This is a genomic window from Saccharothrix carnea (assembly GCF_003014735.1).
GTDB lineage: Bacteria > Actinomycetota > Actinomycetes > Mycobacteriales > Pseudonocardiaceae > Actinosynnema > Actinosynnema carneum.
Genome location: NZ_PYAX01000005.1, coordinates 520,694 through 540,913, shown reverse-complemented (window position 1 = coordinate 540,913; position 20,220 = coordinate 520,694). Strand labels below are relative to the sequence as shown.

15 protein-coding genes, 1 tRNA gene and 1 other RNA gene are annotated in these 20,220 nt (G+C 70.8%); 6 read left to right on the top strand and 11 right to left on the bottom strand.

Annotated elements, in window-relative coordinates:
- Positions 1–42: 42 nt before the first annotated feature.
- From B0I31_RS17410 to B0I31_RS17395, 4 genes are read right to left on the bottom strand one after another with little or no spacing between them, the layout of a single operon-like run.
- Entirely contained in the window at positions 43–1,038 is a 996-nt protein-coding gene (locus tag B0I31_RS17410; RefSeq protein WP_106616412.1) for an ABC transporter ATP-binding protein, read from the bottom strand.
- Between the two features lie 3 nt (positions 1,039–1,041).
- Complete coding sequence (locus tag B0I31_RS17405) at positions 1,042–1,974, bottom strand: ABC transporter permease (RefSeq protein ID WP_106616411.1); 933 nt, start codon at positions 1,972–1,974, stop codon at positions 1,042–1,044.
- A 6-nt stretch (positions 1,975–1,980) separates the two neighbouring features.
- Positions 1,981–2,985 carry an ABC transporter permease gene (locus tag B0I31_RS17400; RefSeq protein ID WP_106616410.1) on the bottom strand — a complete coding sequence of 335 codons (1,005 nt, stop codon included), beginning with the start codon at positions 2,983–2,985 and terminating at the stop codon, positions 1,981–1,983.
- Positions 2,986–3,022: 37 nt separating this feature from the next.
- A complete protein-coding gene (locus B0I31_RS17395; RefSeq protein WP_106616409.1) occupies positions 3,023–4,705 on the bottom strand; it encodes an ABC transporter substrate-binding protein in 1,683 nt (560 codons plus the stop codon).
- 229 nt (positions 4,706–4,934) lie between these two features.
- Here B0I31_RS17395 and B0I31_RS17390 point away from each other — a divergent pair, with 229 nt between their 5' ends.
- Positions 4,935–8,204 carry an AfsR/SARP family transcriptional regulator gene (locus B0I31_RS17390; RefSeq protein ID WP_106616408.1) on the top strand — a complete coding sequence of 1,090 codons (3,270 nt, stop codon included), beginning with the start codon at positions 4,935–4,937 and terminating at the stop codon, positions 8,202–8,204.
- A gap of 10 nt (positions 8,205–8,214) precedes the next feature.
- Here B0I31_RS17390 and B0I31_RS17385 read toward each other — a convergent pair whose 3' ends face one another.
- The 5 genes from B0I31_RS17385 to ffs form a co-directional block, all read right to left on the bottom strand.
- Positions 8,215–8,703: a uridine kinase family protein gene (locus tag B0I31_RS17385; RefSeq protein WP_106616407.1), complete on the bottom strand. Its 489-nt coding sequence runs from the start codon at positions 8,701–8,703 to the stop codon at positions 8,215–8,217.
- The gene (recR, locus tag B0I31_RS17380; RefSeq protein WP_053715664.1) at positions 8,700–9,293 is read right to left on the bottom strand and encodes a recombination mediator RecR; all 594 of its coding nucleotides are present in this window, start codon (positions 9,291–9,293) and stop codon (positions 8,700–8,702) included. Before recR ends, B0I31_RS17385 begins: the two co-directional genes overlap by 4 nt.
- On the bottom strand, positions 9,293–9,619 hold the full coding sequence (locus tag B0I31_RS17375) for a YbaB/EbfC family nucleoid-associated protein (RefSeq protein ID WP_219910736.1): 327 nt from the start codon (positions 9,617–9,619) through the stop codon (positions 9,293–9,295). The genes recR and B0I31_RS17375 overlap by 1 nt, the downstream gene beginning before the upstream one ends.
- Before the next feature lie 74 nt (positions 9,620–9,693).
- Complete coding sequence (locus tag B0I31_RS17370) at positions 9,694–11,853, bottom strand: DNA polymerase III subunit gamma and tau (RefSeq protein WP_106616406.1); 2,160 nt, start codon at positions 11,851–11,853, stop codon at positions 9,694–9,696.
- A gap of 31 nt (positions 11,854–11,884) precedes the next feature.
- An RNA gene (ffs, locus tag B0I31_RS17365) (signal recognition particle sRNA small type) lies at positions 11,885–11,979 on the bottom strand.
- Positions 11,980–12,078: 99 nt separating this feature from the next.
- Here ffs and B0I31_RS17360 point away from each other — a divergent pair.
- Together B0I31_RS17360 and B0I31_RS17355 are read left to right on the top strand one after the other, a co-directional pair.
- Complete coding sequence (locus B0I31_RS17360; RefSeq protein ID WP_073897372.1) at positions 12,079–12,375, top strand: hypothetical protein; 297 nt, start codon at positions 12,079–12,081, stop codon at positions 12,373–12,375.
- Positions 12,369–12,644, top strand: a complete 276-nt coding sequence (locus B0I31_RS17355) for a hypothetical protein (protein WP_219910735.1) — start codon at positions 12,369–12,371, stop codon at positions 12,642–12,644. Before B0I31_RS17360 ends, B0I31_RS17355 begins: the two co-directional genes overlap by 7 nt.
- 10 nt (positions 12,645–12,654) lie before the next feature.
- Here B0I31_RS17355 and B0I31_RS17350 read toward each other — a convergent pair whose 3' ends face one another.
- Positions 12,655–13,572 (bottom strand): iron-siderophore ABC transporter substrate-binding protein, encoded by a 918-nt coding sequence (locus B0I31_RS17350; protein WP_106616404.1) that lies wholly within the window; start codon positions 13,570–13,572, stop codon positions 12,655–12,657.
- A gap of 96 nt (positions 13,573–13,668) precedes the next feature.
- On the opposite strand from B0I31_RS17350, the gene B0I31_RS17345 reads away from it, so the two are divergent.
- Together B0I31_RS17345 and B0I31_RS40670 are read left to right on the top strand one after the other, a co-directional pair.
- Positions 13,669–13,753, top strand: a tRNA-Ser gene (locus tag B0I31_RS17345).
- A gap of 128 nt (positions 13,754–13,881) precedes the next feature.
- Entirely contained in the window at positions 13,882–14,499 is a 618-nt protein-coding gene (locus B0I31_RS40670; RefSeq protein WP_181320209.1) for a hypothetical protein, read from the top strand.
- 66 nt (positions 14,500–14,565) lie between these two features.
- On the opposite strand, the gene B0I31_RS17330 is transcribed toward B0I31_RS40670, so the two are convergent.
- A complete protein-coding gene (locus B0I31_RS17330) occupies positions 14,566–17,010 on the bottom strand; it encodes an endonuclease/exonuclease/phosphatase family protein (RefSeq protein ID WP_342751488.1) in 2,445 nt (814 codons plus the stop codon).
- Positions 17,011–17,511: 501 nt separating this feature from the next.
- On the opposite strand from B0I31_RS17330, the gene B0I31_RS17325 reads away from it, so the two are divergent.
- On the top strand, positions 17,512–20,193 hold the full coding sequence (locus B0I31_RS17325) for an NACHT domain-containing protein (RefSeq protein WP_219910734.1): 2,682 nt from the start codon (positions 17,512–17,514) through the stop codon (positions 20,191–20,193).
- Positions 20,194–20,220 lie beyond the last annotated feature (27 nt).

Below are 20,220 nucleotides of genomic sequence, written 5' to 3'. Positions count from 1 at the left end.
GATCCGACTGAGGGGTCCCTGGTCCGGGAGTCACCGCAGTGCTCACGCCGACACCTCCTCGGCCACCGGCGGCTTCACCGGGTTGTGGCAGCGCAGCAGCCGGCCGCCGCCGATGTCCTCCTGCTCGGGCGTCACCCGCACGCACACGTCCAGCTTGTTGGGGCAGCGGGGCGCGAACGCGCAGCCCTCCGACCAGGGGATGTTGTCCGACACCGAGCCGCGGATCGGATTCAGCTTCTCGCCGCGCGGCGCGTCCAGCCGCGGGATCGACGACAGCAGGCCGTGCGTGTACGGGTGGCGCGGCGCGGCGAACAGCTCGTGCCGGTGCGCCTTCTCCACCACGCGACCGGCGTAGAGCACGTTCACCTCGTCGCACAGGCCCGCGACCACGCCCAGGTCGTGCGTGATCATGACCAGTGCGGTGCCCAGGTCGTGCACCAGCTCCTTGAGCAGCGCCAGGATCTGCGCCTGGATCGTCACGTCCAGCGCCGTGGTCGGCTCGTCGGCGATGAGCAGCCGGGGACGGCACGCCAGCGCGATCGCGATCAGCGCGCGTTGCCGCATGCCGCCGGACAGCTGGTGCGGGTACTCCGACAGCCGCCGGGTCGGGTCGGGGATGCCGACCTTGTCCAGCAGCTCGGCCGCCTCCAGCATCGCCTTCTTGCGCGGCATGTCCCGGTGCCGTTCCAGCACCTCGGTCACCTGCACCCCGATCGGGATCACCGGGTTCAGCGAGGACAGCGGGTCCTGGAACACCATGCCCAGGTCACGGCCGCGCTTGTCGCGCATCTCGCGGTCGGACAGCGACAGCAGGTTCACGCCTTCGTACTGCACGGAACCGGACACGCGCGCGCCGCGCCTGGGCAGCAACCCCATGATCGCCAACGACGTCACGGACTTGCCGCACCCCGACTCGCCGACCAGGCCGACGGTCTGGCCCGGCTCCACGTCGAAGCTCACGTGGTCGACGGCGGTGAAGGGCTTCTCCCCCTTGCGCTCGAAAACCACGGTGAGGTCACGTACTTCGAGGAGTGGCACGACTCACCGCCTGCTCTTGGGGTCGAGGGCTTCGCGCAGCGTCTCACCCATCAGGGTGAAGCCGAGCGCGACGACGATGATGCAGCCCGCCGGCCAGAACGCCAGCTGCGGGTGCGTGTCGAACACGTTCTGCACGTCGCCGAGCATCTGCCCCCACTCCGGGATCCGGTCGTCGGGGTTGCCCAGGCCGAGGAACGACAGCGCCGCCGCGTCGATGATGGCCGTGGCCAGCACCAGCGTGGACTGCACGATCACCGGTCCGAGCGAGTTGGGCAGCATGTGCCGGAACACGATGGCGCCCGGTTTCACGCCCAGCGCGGTCGCGGCCAGCACGTGGTCGCTGTGCCGCTGGGCGAGCATCGAGCCGCGCAGCAGCCGCGCGAACACCGGGATCTGCACCACCGCCACCGCGACGATCACGGTGTACTGGTTGGGCCGGGCGAACATCGCGCTGATGCTGAACGCCAGCAGCAGGCTGGGCAGCGACAGCATGACGTCGACCAGGCGCATGACGACCGAGTCGACCCAGCCGCCGAACGCACCCGCCAGCGTGCCGAGCGTCAGCCCGCCCGCCAACCCGATCAGGGTGGCCAGCACGCCCACGATCAGCGTCTGCTGCGAGCCGATGAGCAGGCGGGAGAAGAAGTCGCGGCCCTGCAGGTCGCCGCCGAGCGGGTGGCCGTCCTGGACCGGCGGGATCTGGTTGCGGGCCTTGACGACCTGGTCGATCAGCATCGGGTCGGACGGGTCGTGCGGCGCCAGCCACGGCGACAGCAGCGACACCAGCACGAACAGGCTGATGATGGTGGCACCGGTGAGGAACACCGGGCTGCGGCGCAACGTGCGCCACGCGCTCGCGGCGAGGCTGACACCGGCGTCGGCGCTGCTCCCGGCGAGCGAGTCGATCCGGTCCTTCTTGCGCGTCGGAGTGACCATCGCGGCCTACCTCGTCCTGATCCGCGGGTCGATGAGCGCGTACGAGAGGTCCACCAGCAGGTTGACCACCACGTACACGATCGTGGCCATGATGATCAGCAGCAGCAGCACCGGGTAGTCGCGTCTCTCGAACCCGATGGCCAGCGCCTGGCCGACCCCGGCGAACGAGAACACCTTCTCGGTCAGCACCGCGCCCGCCAGCAGCGCGCCGGTCTGCAGGCCGATGGTGGTCACCACCGGCAGCATCGCGTTGCGCAGCACGTGCCTGCGCCGGATGGTCGGCGCGGTGAGGCCCTTGGACTCGGCGGTGCGCACGAAGTCCTCGTCGAGCACGTCGAGCACGGCGGCCCGGGTGATCCGGAACACCACCGCGAACGGGATGGTGGCCAGCGCGACCGCGGGCAGGATCAGGTGCTCCAGCGCGTTCAGCGCCGCGTCCCACTCCTGGGTGAGCACGCCGTCGAGGACGAAGAACCCGGTGACCCGGGTCGCGTTGATCGCGTCCTGGCGGCCCTCGGTGGGCAGGCCCAAGGCGGACGACAGCACGTCCTTGAGCACGTAGGCCAGGAAGAACACCGGCACGGCGACGCCGAGCAACGAGCCGCCGACGCTGATGTTGTCGAACCAGCCGCCGCGGCGCTTCGCCGCCATGTACCCCAGCGGGATGCCGACGGCGACCGCGATGAGGATCGCGAGCGCGCTCAGCTCGATCGTCGCGGGGAAGCGCTGGAGGAAGATGTCGAGGGCCGAGTCACCGGGCTGCACGCCCGTCGACACGCCGAAGTCGCCCGACAGGGCGCGCCCGAGGAACTTGACGTACTGGACGAAGATCGGCTGGTCCAAGCCGAGCTGTTTGGTGAGGGCTTCCCGCGACTCGGGCGTGGAGCGCTCCCCCAGGAGGGCCGAGACCGGCCCTCCCGGGAGAGCGCGCAACCACGCGAAGAGCAGCAGGGACAGCACCAGCACCACGCCGACGAGCTGGATGAGCCGTCGGATCGTGTAGCGGAGCATTGAGCTACCCCGTGATCTCTATCCGGAGGTGTGCGACTCAGCCCTTGCTGGCCTGGCCGAACCTCTCGTCGGTCAGCGGGCTGGGCACGACGCCCTTGACGTCCGACTTGAGCACCAGCGCCGGCGGCGAGTGCGACACCGGGATGGCGGGCAAGTACTGCTCCATGATCTTCTTGTTCAGCTCGACGTACATGTCGCTGCGCTTGGTCTCGTCCGGCTCGGAGCTCGCCGCGGCCAGCTCGGCGGCCAGCTCCGCGCCCCACGGCGACGCGCCGGTGTTGAACCGGTTGTCGGTGCGGCCGAAGAAGGTGCCGATCCAGTTGTGCGCGGTGCCGTTGTCGCCGGTCCAGCCCAGCATGAACAGGTCCGGGATGCCCTGGTCGACGTCGGTCAGGTAACCGCCGTTCCACGGCTTGGAGGAGACCTCCAGCTTGATGCCCGCCTTCTCCAGGTCGCCGGCGATGGCGGCCTGGATGTCCTTCGGGCTCGGCATGTACGGCCGGGTGACCTCGGTCGGCCAGAAGAACTTCAGCGTCAGGTCCGACGCGCCTGCCTCAGCCAGCAGCGCCTTGGCCTTCTCCGGGTCGTAGCCGACCGCCTTCAGGTCCTTGTTGTAGCCGTCGACCGTGCTCGGCATGAACTGCGTGGCCACCGACGCGCCCTCGGGCAGCTGCGACTTCACCAGCTGGTCGCGGTTGATCGCGTACATCAGGGCCTGGCGGACCTTGAGGTCCTGCAGCTTCGGGTTGTTCTTCTGGTTGATGCCCAGGTAGAGGACGTTGAACGCCGGGCGGACCGCGACGTTGAAGCCCTTCTCCTTCAGGCCCGGCCAGTCGGCCGCGTTCGGCAGGTCGTACCCGTCGATGTCGCCGGCCTCGAGCGCCTGCTTGCGGGCGGTCTCGTCCGGGATGATCCGGAAGACGATCTTGTCGAGCTTCGCCTTGGTGCCGTGGTAGTTGTCGTTGCGCACGAGCTCGACGACGTTGTTCGCCTTGTCGAACTTCGAGAACTTGAACGGCCCGGTGCCGGTCGGGTGCTCGTTGGCGTAGGCCGGGTAGGTGAAGCTGTCACCGGCCGCGACCACGTTGTCCGCGTCGTACTGCTTGAGCGCCGTCGGGCTCGAGATGGAGAACGACGTGAAGCCCAGCACCGACGGGAACTGCGAGGTGGCCTCGTTCAGCTCGATGACGGCGGTCTTGGCGTCCTTGGCGGTGCAGGACTTGTAGAGCGACGGCTTGTCGGGGGTGTCCGCGAAGCCGCCGAAGTTGTCCAGCCAGTACTGCGAAACGGCGTCGGACTGACCGGCGCCCTTCTGGTTGTACCAGCGGTCGAAGTTGAAGCACACCGCTTCGGCGTTGAAGTCCGAGTCGTCGTGGAATTTCACATTTTCTTTCAGTGTGAACGTCCACGTCTTGCCGTCTTCCGACGAGTCCCACTTCGTCGCCAGGGCGGGCTCCACCTCGGCCGTTCCGGGCTTGAAGCCGACCAGACCCTCGTACATCTGGCGGGAGACGCGGAACGTCTCGCCGTCAGTGGCGTAGAACGGGTCGAACAGCTTGGGAGCACCAGCCGCACCGAAGGTGAGCGTGCCACCGACCTGGCCGGCCCCCGGGTCGTCCGTGCGGCCGGATTCGGCGCAGGCGGACAGTGCGAGCGCGGCGACGCCGGTCAGGCCGATCGCGGCCGTCCAACGGCGCCGAGCCGTTCGGGAATGAGCCATCAAACACCCCTAGGGAAATCCGGGATCTCACGGTGTGGTCAGGGACCCTAACCGGTCACCACATCCCTTCCGAGGTAACACAGGTCACGATCCGGCCACGTGAATCAGCATTCTCATACGTCCGGCGCACCTTCGCTGACCCAACGTGACCACGACCGATCGGGCAAACGCCCTCCTACGCTGTACAACGGACAACAGAAACCTGCACACGTGCGGAGGGAGGTCGCCGGTGAGCCCTGTGGTCGAGTTCCGCGTCCTCGGCCCGTTGCAGGTGCTGGTCGACGGCGAGCAGGTCGTGGTGCGGGCGGGACGGCAGCGGTCGCTGCTGGTGTCGCTGCTCCTGCGCGCCGGAGCCGGTGTCTCGGTGGACGAGCTGGCGGAGCACATCTGGGGTGCCGAGCCTCCCGCGCGGGCCCGCGGCACGCTGCAGACCTACGTGATGCGGCTGCGGCAGGTGCTCGGCCCGGCGGTGCCGATCCGGACCGTGCCGGACGGCTACCTGATCGACGTCGACGAGCGCACGATCGACGTGAGGCGGTTCGAGCAGCTGGTCGAGGAGGGCGAGCGGGAACGGGCCGCGGGCAGGCTGGAGTCGGCGTCGGCGATCTTCACCGCCGCGCTGGCGCTGTGGCGCGGCCCGGCGATGGTGGACGTACCGTCCGAGGTGCTGCACCGCGACGAGGTGCCCCGCCTGGGTGAACGTCGGTTGCACGTGGAGGAGCGCCGGGTCGAGGTGGACCTGGAGCTGGGCCGGCACGCCGAGCTGATCCCCGAGCTGTCCCGGCTGACCAGCGAGCACCCGCTGCGGGAACGGCTGTGGGCGCAGCTGATGATCGCGCTGTACCGGTCCGGGCGGCAGGCCGACGCGCTGGGCGCCTACCGGCGGGTCAGCGGGCTGCTGGCCGAGCAGCTGGGCATCGACCCGGGCGACGAGCTGCGGCGCGTGCACCAGCAGGTGCTCGGCGGGTCGCCGTCGCTCGACCCGGGGCAGCACGCGACCGCGGCGCGGCGTGACCGGGTGGTGCCCTCGCAGCTGCCCGCCGACATCGGCGACTTCGTGGGCCGTGAGCAGGCCGTTCAGCTGATCGAGGCGTTGCTGCGGACCGCGCAGGGCGTGCCGGTGGTGACGCTGGCCGGACCGCCCGGCGTGGGCAAGACGGCGCTGGCCGTGCACGCGGCGCACAAGATGCGGCACTTCTTCCCGGACGGGCAGCTGTACGTGAACCTGCGCGGTTACGCCCAGGGGCCACCGTTGAGCGCGGTGGACGTGCTGCCGCGGTTCCTGCGGGCGCAGGGCGTGCCGCCCGAGTCGGTGCCGCTGGACCAGGACGAGCAGGAGGCGATGTTCCGGTCGCGGCTGACCGACCAGCAGGTGCTGCTGGTGCTGGACAACGCGGCCAACGCCGAGCAGATCCGGCCGCTGCTGCCCGGCTCGCCGGGGTGCGCGGTGCTGGTGACCAGCCGGGACACCCTGCGCGGGCTGGCGGTCAGCCACGCCGCGTCGAACGTGCGCCTCGACGTGCTCGACCGGGCCGAGACGCGGGCGCTGCTGGCCGGGATGCTCGGCGAGGACGTGGTGGCGTCGCAGTCCGACGCGGCCGACGAGCTGGCCGAGCTGTGCGCGCACCTGCCGCTGGCGCTGCGGATCGCGGCGGCGAACCTGCTGTCCCGGCCGGAGATCACCATCGCCTCGTACGTGGAGGAGCTGCGCGCGGGCAACCGGCTGGCGGCGCTGGCCGTGGAGGGTGACGAGCGGGCGGCCGTGCACGCGGCGTTCGACCTGTCGTACACGGCGCTCAAGCCGGAGCTGGCGTCGCTGTTCCGGCTGCTGTCGCTGGCCCCGGGCGACATCACGCCCGACGTGGCGGCGGCGTTGGGCGGGCTGACCACGCAGGACGCGCGGCGGCGGCTGGACCGGCTGGCCACGGCGAACCTGGTGGACAACCACGCGCCGGGCCGCTACCAGTTCCACGACCTGCTGCGCGACTACGCGACCGAACGGCGCGAGATCGAGGACGACGCGGCGGAGAGCGCGCAGGCGTCGCGGCGGCTGCTGGACTGGTCGATCCGGTCGGTGGACAACGCCACCGACGCGTTCAAGAGCACCCTGCTGCGGCTGCCGCGCAACGACGTGGTGGCGGGCGTGACGCCGCGCCTGTTCTCCACCTCGGCCGAGGCCCTGGCCTGGTTGGACGCCGAGCGGAGCAACCTGGTCGGGCTCGTCGTGCACGCCGCCGACCGCCAGCCCGACCGGGACGTGTGGCAACTGGCCGACGCGTTGCGGCGGTACTTCTACACGATCGGGTTGCCGGTGGAGTGGCTGGCGACCGCGAAGGCCGGTCTGTCGGTCGCGCAGGCCTCCCAGGACGCGGCCGGCGAGGTGGCGATGCTGTCGTCGCTGGGCACGCTGTACTGGGCGATCGGGCAGCACCGGGTGGCCGTCGACTACTTCCGGCGGGCGATCCCGATCCAGCAGCGCACCGGCGCCGCCCCCGCCGTGGAGGCCGCCGTGCTGGCGAACCTCGGCGCGGTCTGCATCGACATCGGCGACCTGGAGCAGGCCGCGGAACACCTGGAGCGCGCGCTCGTGATCACGCGGGCCATCGGGGCGTTGCAGCAGGAGGGCATCGCCCAGCTCAACCTCGGCGGCGTCTACATGCAGCTCGGGCAGCTCGACCGGGCCGTGTCGTCGTTCGAGGGCGCGCTGGACGTCGGCAACCGGCTCGGCGCCTGGATGACCCAGGCCGACAGCCACCGGGCGCTGGCCGAGGTACACCTGTTCCTGGGCCGGCCGCAGCGGGCCGCCGAGCTCTACGAGAGGTGCGGTGAGCTGTACGAACGCGCCGGCGCCCGCCGGGTCGCGCACTTCTCGCACGAGGGCCTGGCGCTGGCGCACGTGATGCGCGGCCGCTGGGCCGACGCCGCGCGCGAGGCAGGGCGGGCGGTGGGCATCGCGGAGGAGCTGGGCAACCTGAAGGGGCTGTGCGACGCGAAGAACGCCCTGGGTGAGGCGTTGTGCGGGCTGGGCAGGCTGGAGGAGGCGGTCGAGCGCACCACGGAGGCGTTGCGGATCGCCGAGGAGACCGGCTACCCGCTGGGCATCTGCGCGGCGCGGCGGAGCCTGGCGCTGACCCACCGCGCGGCGGGCAGGCTGGACGAGGCGCGCTACTCGGCGACCCAGGCCCTGGACAGCGCCGTCCGCTACCGGCTGCGGATCGCCGAGGTGGACGTGCTGGCCGTGCTCGGGCGGATCAGGCTCGACCAGGGCGACCCGGCCCAGGCGCTCGACCTGGCGCTGCGGTGCCTGGAGATGAGCGCGACCACGGGGCAGCGGTGCGTGCACGCGCGGGCCGCGCACCTGGCCGGGGACGTGCTGGCCGCCACCGGCGACCTCGCGGGCGCGCGGGAGCACTGGCTGAGGGCGCTGGAGTGGTTCACCGCCGTCGAAGCGCCGGAAGCGGACGACGTGCGGGCGTCGCTCGACGGGGTCGGGCCCTGATCGGGCGTACTCAGTCGACCAGCACGACCCGGTCGGCGCGGGCCTTCGTGCCGTCCACGACGAACCAGCCGCGTTCGAACGCCTGCCAGCGCCGCAGGTGCTCACGGCTCGCTTCGCCGTCCCGCGCGACGGCGCGGCGCAGGCGTTCAGCCGGGTCGGGCAGCTCCACCCAGATCGCCTCGTCCAGGCGTGCGGCGATCGACCGGCGGGCCGCCGAGACACCCTCGACGACCAGCACGTCCGACACCGGCACGGTGACCTGCTCGCCCGGCTTCGGCGTCCCACCGGTCCAGTCCAGCCTCCGGTAGCGGGCCTCGCGGCCGTGCCACAGCGGGTCGAGCACGTCGGCGACCAGGCGCGGCCACCACGACACCGGGTCGTCCCAGGTGGCGAAGTGGTCGGTCGGCACCACGGGCACGCCGCCCAGCTCGGCGGCGAGGCGTGCCGCGAACGTCGACTTGCCCGAGCCGGACGGCCCGTCGACGGCGACGAGCCTCACATGCTGCGCCGGCCGGACAGCGCCCGGCCGAGGGTGAGTTCGTCGGCGAACTCCAGGTCGCCGCCCATCGGCAGGCCCGACGCGAGCCTGGTGACGGTGAGGCCCGGGAAGTCCCGCAGCATCCGCACCAGGTACGTCGCCGTCGCCTCGCCCTCGGTGTTCGGGTCGGTGGCGATGATGATCTCCGACACCTCCGTGCCGATCCGGGTGAGCAGCTGCCTGATCCGCAGCTGGTCCGGCCCGACACCCGACAACGGGTCGAGCGCGCCGCCCAGGACGTGGTAGCGGCCCTTGAACTCGCGGGTCCGCTCCACCGCGAGCACGTCCTTCGGCTCCTCCACCACGCAGATCAGGGTCAGGTCGCGGCGCGGGTCGCGACAGATGCGGCAGGTCGCCTCGGCCGAGACGTTGCCGCACACGTCGCAGAACACCACGCCGTCCTTGACCTTCTGCAACGCGTCCTGGAGCCGGCCGATGTCGGCCGGGTCCGCGGCGAGCAGGTGGAAGGCGATGCGCTGCGCGCTCTTCGGACCGACGCCCGGCAGCCTGCCGAGCTCGTCGATCAAGTCCTGGACGGGCCCCTCGTACATCAGCCGAACAGCTTCCCGAGACCGCCCAGGTCGTCCATCCCGCCCATGCCGCTGGCGAGCGGGCCCATCTTCTGGGCCGCCAGCTCCTGCGCGGCGCGGTTGGCGTCGCGCACGGCCGCGACGACCAGGTCGGACAGCGTCTCGACGTCGTCCGGGTCGACCGCCTTCGGGTCGATGGTCAGGCTCTTGAGCTCGCCGCCACCGGACACGACGGCGGTGACCAGGCCGCCGCCGGAGGTGCCGGTCACCTCGGCCTCGGCCAGCTCCTGCTGGGCTTCGGCGAGCTGCTGCTGCATCTTCTGCGCCTGCTGGAGGATTTGCTGCATGTTGGGCCCACCGGGTTGCACCGCGGGTTCCTCTCTTCGGGGTCTGCCGCCGTTCGCCAGCGTAGTCGCGTCGATCAGCCCTTCAACGGCCGAGCGCCAAGCTCGTCGGCGAGGAGCTTGAGCACCACGGCCTCCGGGTCGAGCCGCTGGTCGTCCGCGTCGCCGGGAAGGGCCGCCTCGGCCAGCATCTCCTCCTCGTCCACCGGTTCCGGCGGGAGGGGCTCATCGGGCTCCGGCGGCTCGGGCGGCGGCGGCACGTCGTCGACGGGCGGACGGCCGGACGGCGCGGGCCGCGACGGCTCCGGCTGGCGCGCCTGGCCCGGCTGCTGCGCCTGGCTCGGCCTGGTCGGCGCGGGCCGGGCGGGCTTCTGCGGCGCCGAGCGGGGCGGTGCGGCGCTCACCGCGTCGGCGGGCACGCACCGCACCTGCCACGTGCCGCCGAGGACCTGCGCGAACGCGGCGGCGATGGCGTCGGCGTTGCGCGGCTCGGCGAGCCGGCGGGCCAGCGGGGCTGAGGTGTGGGTGAGGGTGACCGTGGTGCCGTCGACGTCGGCGACCGCGGCGTTGGTGAGCATCGCCTCGGTGCTCCGGCTCGTGCCGCGGACCACGCTCAGCAGCTCCGACCAGCGGCGGCGCACCTCCACCGCGTCGACACCGCCCGCCGCGGCCACCGGTGCGGCCGGTGCCTCGGCGGGAGGCGGTGCGACGGGTGGCGGGACCGGCTCGCCGGCGTACGGCGGGGCGGCGGCACGGGTCTCCTCGGCGGGCGCCTGCTCGGGGCGGGCCGGTGCGCCGGCGGACCTCATCGCCGCCGACTTCAGCACCGGAGGAGCGGGCAGTCCGGGCGGCGCGGCGCTCGCTTGCGGCCCGGCCGCGGGTGGGCCTTGGTGCCCGGCGGGCGGCGTGGCCGCAGCGGCGGGAGGCTGAGCTTGCGGCGCGGCGGGCGGCTGGGCCTGCGGCGCGGTGGGCGGTTGGGCCTGCGGTGCCGCGGGTGCGGGGTCAGGGCCTCGTTGCGAGGGGCGCTGGAACCGGGGCTCCGGTGCCGCGCCACCGCCTGCCGGTGCGCCGCCGGCGGGTGGGCCGTGGCGTTCCAGCTGTTCGACGCGTTGCAGCAGGCCCGACTCGACATCGCCGACCGAGGGCAGGAGCATCCGCGCCGTCACGAGTTCGAGCAGCAGTCGGGGAGCGGTCGACCCGCGCATCTCGGTCAGGCCCTGGTGCAGGATCTCGGCCCACCGGGTGACGGTCGCGGGCCGGGTCGCGTCCCGCTGCGCGGTCATCTTGGCCAGCTCGTCGTCCGGCGCGGACACCAGGCCGCGCTCCGCCGCGTCCGGCACGGCGTGCAGCAGCACCAGGTCGCGCAGCCGGTCGAGCAGGTCGGACGCGAACCGGCGCGGGTCGTGCCCGGCCTCGACCAGGCGGTCGATCGTGCCGAACACCGCCGAGCCGTCGCCGCGCGCGAGCCCGTCCACCACGTCGTCGATCAACGCCACGTCGGTCACGCCGAGCAGCGCGATCGCCCGCTCGTAGCGCACCCCCTCCGAACCCGCGCCGGACAGCAGCTGGTCCATCACCGACTGCGTGTCCCGCGCCGACCCACCGCCCGCGCGGATCACCAGCGGGAACACCGAAGGCTCGACCGCCACGCCCTCGGCGGCGCAGTTGCGCTCCAGCAGGGCACGCATGTCCCTCGGCGGGATCAGCCGGAACGGGTAGTGGTGCGTGCGCGAGCGGATGGTGGGCAGCACCTTGTCCGGCTCGGTGGTGGCGAAGATGAAGATCAGGTGCTCGGGCGGCTCCTCCACGATCTTCAGCAGGGCGTTGAAGCCCTGCGGGGTGACCATGTGCGCCTCGTCGATGATGAACACCCGGTACCGCGACTCGGCCGGCGCGTAGAACGCCTTGTCCCGCAGGTCGCGCGCGTCGTCCACGCCACCGTGGCTGGCCGCGTCGAGCTCGACCACGTCCACGCTGCCGGGCCCGTTGGGCGCCAGGCCCACGCACGAGTTGCACTCGCCGCACGGGTCGGGCGTCGGGCCGTTCACGCAGTTCAGGGAGCGCGCCATGATGCGGGCGCTGGACGTCTTGCCGCAGCCGCGCGGCCCGGAGAACAGGTACGCGTGGTTGATCCGGCCGGCCGCCAGGGCGGTGCGCAGCGGTTCGGTGACGTGCTCCTGACCGACGACCTCGCCGAAGGTCGCCGGACGGTACTTGCGGTAGAGGGCGAGCGCCACGTCGGCGACCTTACCGGGAGGGTCCGACAACGAAAGGGGACCCCGTGCACCCACCAGAGCCCGCTTATCCTTGCTGCCTTCCGGCCCTGGGGAGGTTCGCGAGATGTGTGCCGCACGAGGTCCGGGTCCAGTGTAACCCGTCGCCCCACTGGCTCTGTCCGCACCCACTCCCCGCACGGGAGAATTTCACCGGTTAGTGGCACTACCCGGTGAAGGAGGAACCAGATGAGGGCACTCGTCCTCGCGTGCACCGCCCTGTTGCTCGGAGCCACCACCGCCGCGGCCGAACCGGTACCGCCCCGGCACGCCATCGTCGTCTGCCAGACCGCGAGCTTCTACGGCAACTACAACCACGCGGTCGGCCCGGTCGAGTTCAAGCGCACCCTGACCTACGGCAACAAGATCGGCCACACGCCCGGCGCCCACCCCGTCTACAACGGGTGGGCGGCGAGCATGGACTACGGCCCCAATGACTGGGGCTACCTCCGGATCGAGTGCATCGGGGGGTACGACTCGTGGTGAAAGCAGCAGCGGTCGCGCTCGCCGCCGTCGCCCTGGTCGCCACCGCGACCCCGGCCCAGGCGGCCAACGGCACCGTCGGCGAACGCGAGACGGTGTGCGCCAACGACCTCTACGTCCGCACCGCGCCCAACGACGGCCCGTGGATGGGCACCCTCTACCGGGGCCAGACGTTCCTGGTGAAGGGACCGAAGACCGGCAACTACCTCTACGGCTTCGCCTACGGGCACATCAACGCGCACGGCTGGGTGGCGGACGGCTGGTTCTGCTAGCCCGACCCCGCTAGCCCAGCGCGGCCGTGAACAGCGGCACGGCGTGGTCGAGCGCGTGGGCCAGGCCGAGCGACGAACCGCTGGAGAAGGCGTTGACCAGGGTCTTGTCCTCCAGGATCAGCGCCTTCTCCGGCACCAGCGGGTTGCCCTTGAGCGGTGCGGCGTCGCCGCCGATCGGGAACAGCACGGGCAGGTCGGCGTCGAGCAGGTCCAGCCGCTCGGCGGAGATGTCCACGTAGAACGTGCCCGCGGCCAGCGCCTCGACGTCCTCGCGCAGAGTGAAGCCGACCGCCTCCATGAAGTCGGCCCGGGAGTCGCCGGAGACGTAAGCGCCGAACTTGCCGTCGAAGTACGCGCCGACCACGGTGGTCCTGCCCTCGAACTTCCGGTTCGCGGCGAACTTCGCGTCCAAGTCGGCGATGATCTTCTCGCCCTCGGGCACCTTGCCCAGGGCCTTCGCGACCAGCTCGACCTGCTGCCGCCACGACGTGCCGTACGGGATGACGTCCTTCGGCGCGCCGATCGTGGGCGCGATCTTGGACAGCGTCTCGTGCTTCTCGGGGTCGTTGTCCGACCGGGTGTTGAGGATCAGGTCCGGCTGGAGCGCGGCCACGGCCTCGTAGTCGATCTCGGTGGTGCCCAGCAGCGTCGGCGCCTGCCGGTAGAGCCCTTCCGCCCACGGCCCGACACCCTTGCCGCCGAACGCCAGCCAGTCGCTCGCACCGACCGGCTGGACGCCGAGCGCGAGCGCGGCCTCCGCGTCCGACCAGCCCAGCGCCACCACGCGCGTCGGCGGCCTCTCGATCGCCACCGGACCGAATCGGGTGTCGACCGTCACACCCGAGGAGGACGGCCCGGCCTCACCGCCCCCGCCACCACAGGCGGCCAGCAGCAGGGCGGACAGGACGACCACGAGACCACTCTTCATTAGGCAAGCCTAACCGAACCCATTGGTCGCCAATGCTCCCGACCCACCGACCACCCGTTTTGGGGCGCGCGCAGGCCCTCCGTTAGACTCCGCCACGGAGGATTCGCATAGCGGCCTAGTGCGCACGACTGGAAATCGTGTTGGGTTAACCCCCTCACGGGTTCAAATCCCGTATCCTCCGCGGACCAGAGCCCCGGCACCGTCAGGTGACCGGGGCTCTGGTCGTTCGTGGACATCGTGCTCGATGCAACACCGGGCCGGCCTGGGGCGTCTTATCAGTGATCGACTGATTACTGGGAGGACATGTCCATGAGGATCCGCAACACGGCCGTCGCGGTCGTCGCCGCCGCCACGGGGCTGCTCGCCGGCGGTTCCGCCTCGGCCTCGGCTGCCGCCGAGGTCGGTGCGAGCGGGCCGCCGCAGTACTCCGCCACGGCGTGGCACGACGTCAACGTCCGGCACTGCCCTTCGACGTCGTGCACGCAGGCACCGGGCAGCCCGGTCCTGGCCGGCTGGACGGTCGGGGTCTACTGCTGGGTGCACGGCGAGTCGGTCACGGACTTCGGTTACACCAACGACGTGTGGCTCAACATCGGCAGGCAGGACGGCGGCACGCAGTGGTCCAGCGCCATCTACTTCAAGGGCGACCAGTTCGCCAACCTGCCGAAGGACGCGCAGTGCGCTGACGCGCCCCAGCCCCCGACCACCACCAAGCCCGCTCCCACCACCACGGGCGTCCCCACCACCACGCCCCGACCCACCACCACGTCACCCCAGCCCACCCACACCACGTCGCCACGCCCGACTGTGACCACCACGGCCCGGCCGACCGTCACCACCACCGCGCGGCCGACCGTCACCACGTCGCCGCAGCCGACCGTCACCACCACGGCACGACCCACCACCACCTCACCCGGCGCGAACTGACACCGGGCGCGGAACGGGAACGGCCCCTCGGACGCGGTGTCCGAGGGGCCGTCGCACCGCTCCGGGCTACGCCCTGGGCAGGTGCTCCACGATGTCCTCCAGCAGGAACACCCACTGGTCGACGTGCGCGTTGCCGGTGCTCGGGCGCAGCTTCACGACCTGCGGGTCGTGGTCGCTGGCCTGGTCGGCGAACTCCGCGTTGACGTGCACCACGTCGTAGCGGTACCGGGTGATGTTGGAGCTGACCAGGATGTGGTCCAGGGTCTGCGAGTTGCCCTCGAACACGTAGCTGTACCGCTCGTTCGCGGGCAGCGTGTCCATCAGGGCCACCACGTCGCCGTTGCCGGTCAGGGTCCGGACCACCGGGGAGAACTGGTAGTCGTTGATGTCACCGGCGAGGACCACGTTGGCGCCACGGTCGACCGCCTTGACCTGGTCCACGAAGCCGCGCAGCAGTGCGGCCTGCCGGGCGCGCTGCACCTCGGAGGAGCGCACCGGCTCCTGGTAGCGGCCGTGCATGGCCTGGTCGCCGCCCTTGGAGGCGAAGTGGTTCGCGACCACGAACACCGTGCGGCCGCGGAACTTGAACTCGCCGGCCAGCGGCTTGCGGCTGGACTCCCACGCCTCGTCGGCGGGCGCGACCCGGCCCGGCGACACCGACAGCGCGGCGCGGCCGTGCTGCTTCACGACCGACACCGCCGTGGTGGCGTCACCGCCCGGGCGGTCCACGAAGGACACCCGCGCGGGGTTGAACAGGAACGCCACCCGGATGTTGCCGCCCGGCTGACCGCCATCGGCCTTGTCGACCGGGTCGATCTGGCGCCACTGGTAGCGGGGACCGCCCGCGGCCGCGATGGCGTCGGTGAACTTGGCGAACGTCGCGTCCGCCGCCACCGTGCCGTCGTCGGTGGCGCCGTTGTTGTCCTGGATCTCCTCCAGCACCACGACGTCCGGGTTCTTCAGGTTGGTCACGACGGCCGCGGCGAGGCGGTCGAACTTCGCCTGGTCGTTGGTGGCGGCCAGGTTCTCCACGTTGTACGTGGCGACCGACAGCTCGTGCGCGCGCTGCGCGTCGGTGACTTCCGGCGTGATGCCGCCGGAGACGTGCTCGCCGACCGTCTTGGTGGCCAGGGTGTAGCCGCCGAAGTTGGTGTACTCGACGTTGCCGACCGTCGTGCCGCGCCACACGTCGCCGACGTTGCTCACCTGGGGCGTCGCGGCACCGGGCTTGACCTTGATCCGGCCGCTGTTGGGCTGGTCGTAGCCGAGGTAGATCGTGCCGCCGCGGGGGGTCGGGTTCTGGGTCGGGTTGGTGGTGATCCACGTCTCACCGAAGTTGTTCGTGGGCCCGACCACGCGGGCGTCGGCCACCTGGACGTACATGCCCTCGCGGGACTCGTAGTAGTCCTGGCCGTAGGTCGCCGGGTCCAGCGGCAGGGACTCGATGCTGCCACCGCCCGCGGTGGGCAGGTAGCCCGCCGGCGGGTTCAGGGTCTCCGGCGCGGGCAGGGCGTTGCCCTTGGACTTCACCGTGACCGTGGCGCCGGTGATCTCGGTGAGCGTCTGGTTGGAGTTGCTCGCCGCGTCACCGCCGGGCCGGTACTCGGCGACGGTGCCGGAGACCAGCACCTCGTCGCCCGGCTCCACGGTCGGCGCCAGGTCCGCCGTGTAGACGAACAGGCCCTCGCTGGTGCGCGGGTCGGTGTCGGGGGCGGTGTCCTGGATCCAGAAGCCGCGGTCGCCAATAGCGCGGGTGGCGGTGACGACGCCCGGCACGCCGGCGACCTTCTGGCCGAGCAGCGGCGAGATGCGGGTCGTGCCCTGGATGTCGCGGATGCGCTTGTCGCCGGGCTCGGGCTCCGGGTCGGGGGTGCCGGGGCCCTGGCCCTTCGAGTTGACCGGGGTCGGCGCGCCGATGGTGAAGTCCGCGGCGTTGTCGTCGGTGTCGGTCAACGCGGGGCGGGCCGCCGAGGTGGTGTTGCTCGTGTTGGCGGTGGGGGTGGTCTCCCGGACCACCGTCGACGTGCCGTAGCCGACCAGGTCGCGCACGCGCGCGTCGGCGGCGCAGTCGGCGGCGGTCTTGCAGGTCAACGGCGTGGTCTCGGTGACCAGGGCGATCGTGCCGCCGGAGCCGCCCATGGCGATCGTGCCGGTGACGTCCGGCGCGGGCAGCTCCACCGTGCCGCCGGAGCCCTTGGCCTGGGCGACGAGGAACCGCGCGCCGGCGGCGATCGAGCCGGTCAGCGGGGTGACCTGCCACTGGCTGGACGCGCTCGCGCTCGCCGGGAGGTACTGCACGCTCCAACCGTCGACGGTGACCGGCGCGGTGCCCGCGTTGCCGAGTTCGACGAAGTCCCGGGTCAGCGTGGCACCGGAGTTGCCGCCGCCGCCGTAGACCTCGGCGATGAGGGCGTCCTGGCTCGGGGCCGCGTGGATCGGCGTGGCGAGGGCGAACGTCACGGCCGAGGCGGCGGTGACCGCCAGTCCGACGCGGAGCGGGGTAGGTCTCAACGGGTCCTCCGGTAGTTGGCGGGTGCCGCGCATCCTCCCCGTATCGGGTGAACGGCGGAAGACGCCGTCACTAACGGTTGACCTTTACCGTCCTCGAACGTGTGTTCGAACGTAGGGTAGGGTCATGGCCGTGCCCCTCCCGGTGGCCCTCCCAGCGCCGGCCCGGGCACGACACGCACCACAGGGGCGCCGACCCGGACCTGACGAGGCCCGGCTCGGCGCCCGTGCGCGCGTCGTAACGCCCGGACAGCGGTTCACGACTGGAAGACCGTGGTCGTTCCCGGTCTAGAGACGGTCCTGGTCAAGACGCTGGAGAAGGCACTCACCGGCGCCACCACCCAAGTGGGCAAACGCCTGTGGAAGAACCGATTATCACCGGAAGCGCGCCGCAACACCGCGAACGCCGAGGTCATCAAGCGGCTCGCCGGTCACGACTTCGCCGGCCGACTGCGCCTGAGCGTCGTCCTGCCGGAGCTGTCGACCGGGATCTCGCTGGCGCAGGTGAAGGCCGTCCTGGGCGGGTTGACCTTCCAAGGGCTCCTGCACGAGTTGGTCGCGGCCAGGCTCACGGGGATGTCCGAGCAGACGGTCCGAGGCGTGCGGGAGAACGTCCAGCTCGCGACCCGCCTGGAGTTCCCGCAAGCAGACGGCGACAAGATGATGGAGTTCGGCGGGGTCCTCTTCGACGAGCTGGACCGGGTCGTGCGGGACCTGGTCGGCACGCTCGAGGGCGAACAGGGCAAGGGACTGGCGGAAATCCGTCAGGGCGCCGCCGTCGCGCTGCTGAGCACGGGCGCCGACAGCATCAGACGGCACAACGCCCACCTGAAGCGCACCGAAACCCTGGCGGAGGCAGCCGCCGCCCTCGACTGGCAGGCCGATTACCGGAACCAGATCAACACCGCGCACGGGTACATCGAGCCGCCGGACTTCGAGCGGAAGCGGAAGGTGCCCATCGGGTCCCTGTTCGTGTCACCTCGGATCGCCGCCCGCGATCACGAGAGCCCGGTGGGCGATGCGACCAGCCTGCGCCAAGCGATCGACCGGTCGGTGCTGCTCGGCGATCCGGGCGGGGGCAAGTCGACGATCAGCAACTTGTTCGCGTGGCAGTCGGCGAACGAGGCGGACGGGTTGGTGCCCTTCGTCGTCGTGCTGCGCAACTTCGTGGACAACGAGCAGTCCGTCCTCGACTACATCGAGTTCCGGCTCGCGTCGCACTACCAGTGCCCGGCTCCGCCCGCCGTGGTCGAAGGGCTGCTGTTGTCCGGGCGGGCCCTGGTCGTCTTCGACGGTCTCGACGAGCTCCTCGACACGTCGAGGCGGCGTGAGATCACCAACCGGGTCGAGTTGTTCTGCGCGCGGTACCCGCTGACCAAGGTCCTCGTGACGTCCCGGCGGATCGGCTACGAGGAAGCCGCGATGGACCCGGACGTGTTCGACGTCTACGAACTGGCCGAGTTCTCCGACGACAACGTCGCGAAGTACGTGGGCAACTGGTTCGTCCACGTCGACAGGACCGATGAACAGCGGGCCCGTGCGCTCGCCGAATCGTTCGTCCAGGAGAGCGCGGCCGTCCACGAGCTGCGGAAGAACCCGCTCATGCTCGCCCTGATGTGCATCATCTACCGGGGCCAGAACTGGATCCCGCGCAACCGGCCGGAGATGTACGAGCACTGCGCCAAGCTGCTGTTCGAGAAGTGGGACAGCAGCCGACAGATCTACGTGGAGCTGAAAGCCAGCGCCTACGTGGACGGCGCGATCAAGCAGTTGGCCTACTGGATGTTCACCGACGAGGCCGCCACCTCGGGCGTGACGGAAAGCGAACTCGTCCGGGAGGCCGTGACCTTCCTGGAACCGGCTTTCCACTCCAGGGTCGAGGCGGAGCAAGCGGCTCGGCAGTTCATCGACTTCTGCCGCGGCCGGGGGTGGGTGCTCACCGACGTGGGCACGACCGCCGAGGGCGAGACCTTGTTCGCGTTCATGCACCGCACGTTCATGGAGTACTTCGCGGCCTACGAGCTGACGCGGCGGCACGACGGCCCGGAAGCGGTCGCCAAGGCCATCCTGCCCCGCGTCGCGGCGGCCGAGTGGGAGGTGGTCGCGGAACTGACCGTGCAGATCTCGAACAAGCACTCCCGCGACGGCGCCGCCAGGATCCTCACCACCCTCCTCGACGCGAAACGATTCCGGAGCGCGGTCTCACGCCGCAACGTCACGAGCTTCGCCCTGCGGTGTCTCGGGTTCATCCACGCCCCGGTGCCGCTCGCCACCCGGATCGGCCAAGCGTTCGCCGAGTCCCTCGTTCGATTCTCGGCTGAGCACCGAACCATCATCTTGGAAAACTTCTCTCCTCTTCCCGAACTTCAGCAAGCAGTCGAGAACGGGATCTCGACCGCACTCGAAAGGGCACTGCAATCGGACCGGACAACCGACCGCGAGGTCGCCCGCGAAGTTATAATTGATTTGCACAGGATGTTGACCGGAAATCCCCACTCCGAAATCGACCCGAACGATCCGGACAAGTGGGCGGCGCTCCGGAGGTTGCTATTCTCGAAACATTCCGCAGCAATACTCGGCGAGCAGCACCCGACAATATGGTTCGCCGCGTGGAGGCAGGGTTTGATATCGCTCGAGGAACTCGTCACCAGCGGCCCGTCGACAATTGGGTTCCCGCTCGATACGCTCTTCCAGGACAAGCTCTACAAGTATCTGCCGGGCGGCTGGGTGGACTGGGGGTCCTTCATACCGATCCAACTGCTGATGGCCGACTTGGACACGCGGGAGAACTTCCCGGTGACCGAGGATGAACTGGACTGGCTCGGCGGGTTCATCGATCAGTTGGGCGCACCTCCCTGGGTTTCGGCCACCAGCGTCATCGACCAGACGCCCGGCGCCGAAGGCGAGCTACTGGTCGAGGAATTTCCCAGCGACGCCGGCTGGACGCTCGTTCGGTTGATGCTCATCGGCATCGAAGCAGCGGGAAGCCAGTTCCACCTGCAGCGCTATAACCTCAAATCCCGTGCCTACGGGTCGGCTCTGGTAATGCTCGCCCAGCGGAGGGAGATGGGTGCGGAGCTGCCCGGGTGGCTCGCCGACGCGATCGACAGCATGGCCCCGGATCGCCGCGAGCTGGTCTGGGCCTGGCTGAACCGCGAGGTCGACTTCGTCCAGCGACCGGTATAGCGGCCCGCGAACGGCGAAGCCCCGCTC

Bases quoted from the DNA above. Each gene is read 5' to 3' on its own strand.
- B0I31_RS17405 (WP_106616411.1), bottom strand. From the start codon at position 1,974: ATGGTCACTCCGACGCGCAAGAAGGACCGGATCGACTCGCTCGCCGGG.
- B0I31_RS17400 (WP_106616410.1), bottom strand. From the start codon at position 2,985: ATGCTCCGCTACACGATCCGACGGCTCATCCAGCTCGTCGGCGTGGTG.
- B0I31_RS17395 (WP_106616409.1), bottom strand. From the start codon at position 4,705: ATGGCTCATTCCCGAACGGCTCGGCGCCGTTGGACGGCCGCGATCGGC.
- recR (WP_053715664.1), bottom strand. From the start codon at position 9,293: ATGTACGAGGGGCCCGTCCAGGACTTGATCGACGAGCTCGGCAGGCTG.
- B0I31_RS17375 (WP_219910736.1), bottom strand. From the start codon at position 9,619: ATGCAGCAAATCCTCCAGCAGGCGCAGAAGATGCAGCAGCAGCTCGCC.
- B0I31_RS17360 (WP_073897372.1), top strand. From the start codon at position 12,079: ATGAGGGCACTCGTCCTCGCGTGCACCGCCCTGTTGCTCGGAGCCACC.
- B0I31_RS17350 (WP_106616404.1), bottom strand. From the start codon at position 13,572: ATGAAGAGTGGTCTCGTGGTCGTCCTGTCCGCCCTGCTGCTGGCCGCC.
- B0I31_RS40670 (WP_181320209.1), top strand. From the start codon at position 13,882: ATGAGGATCCGCAACACGGCCGTCGCGGTCGTCGCCGCCGCCACGGGG.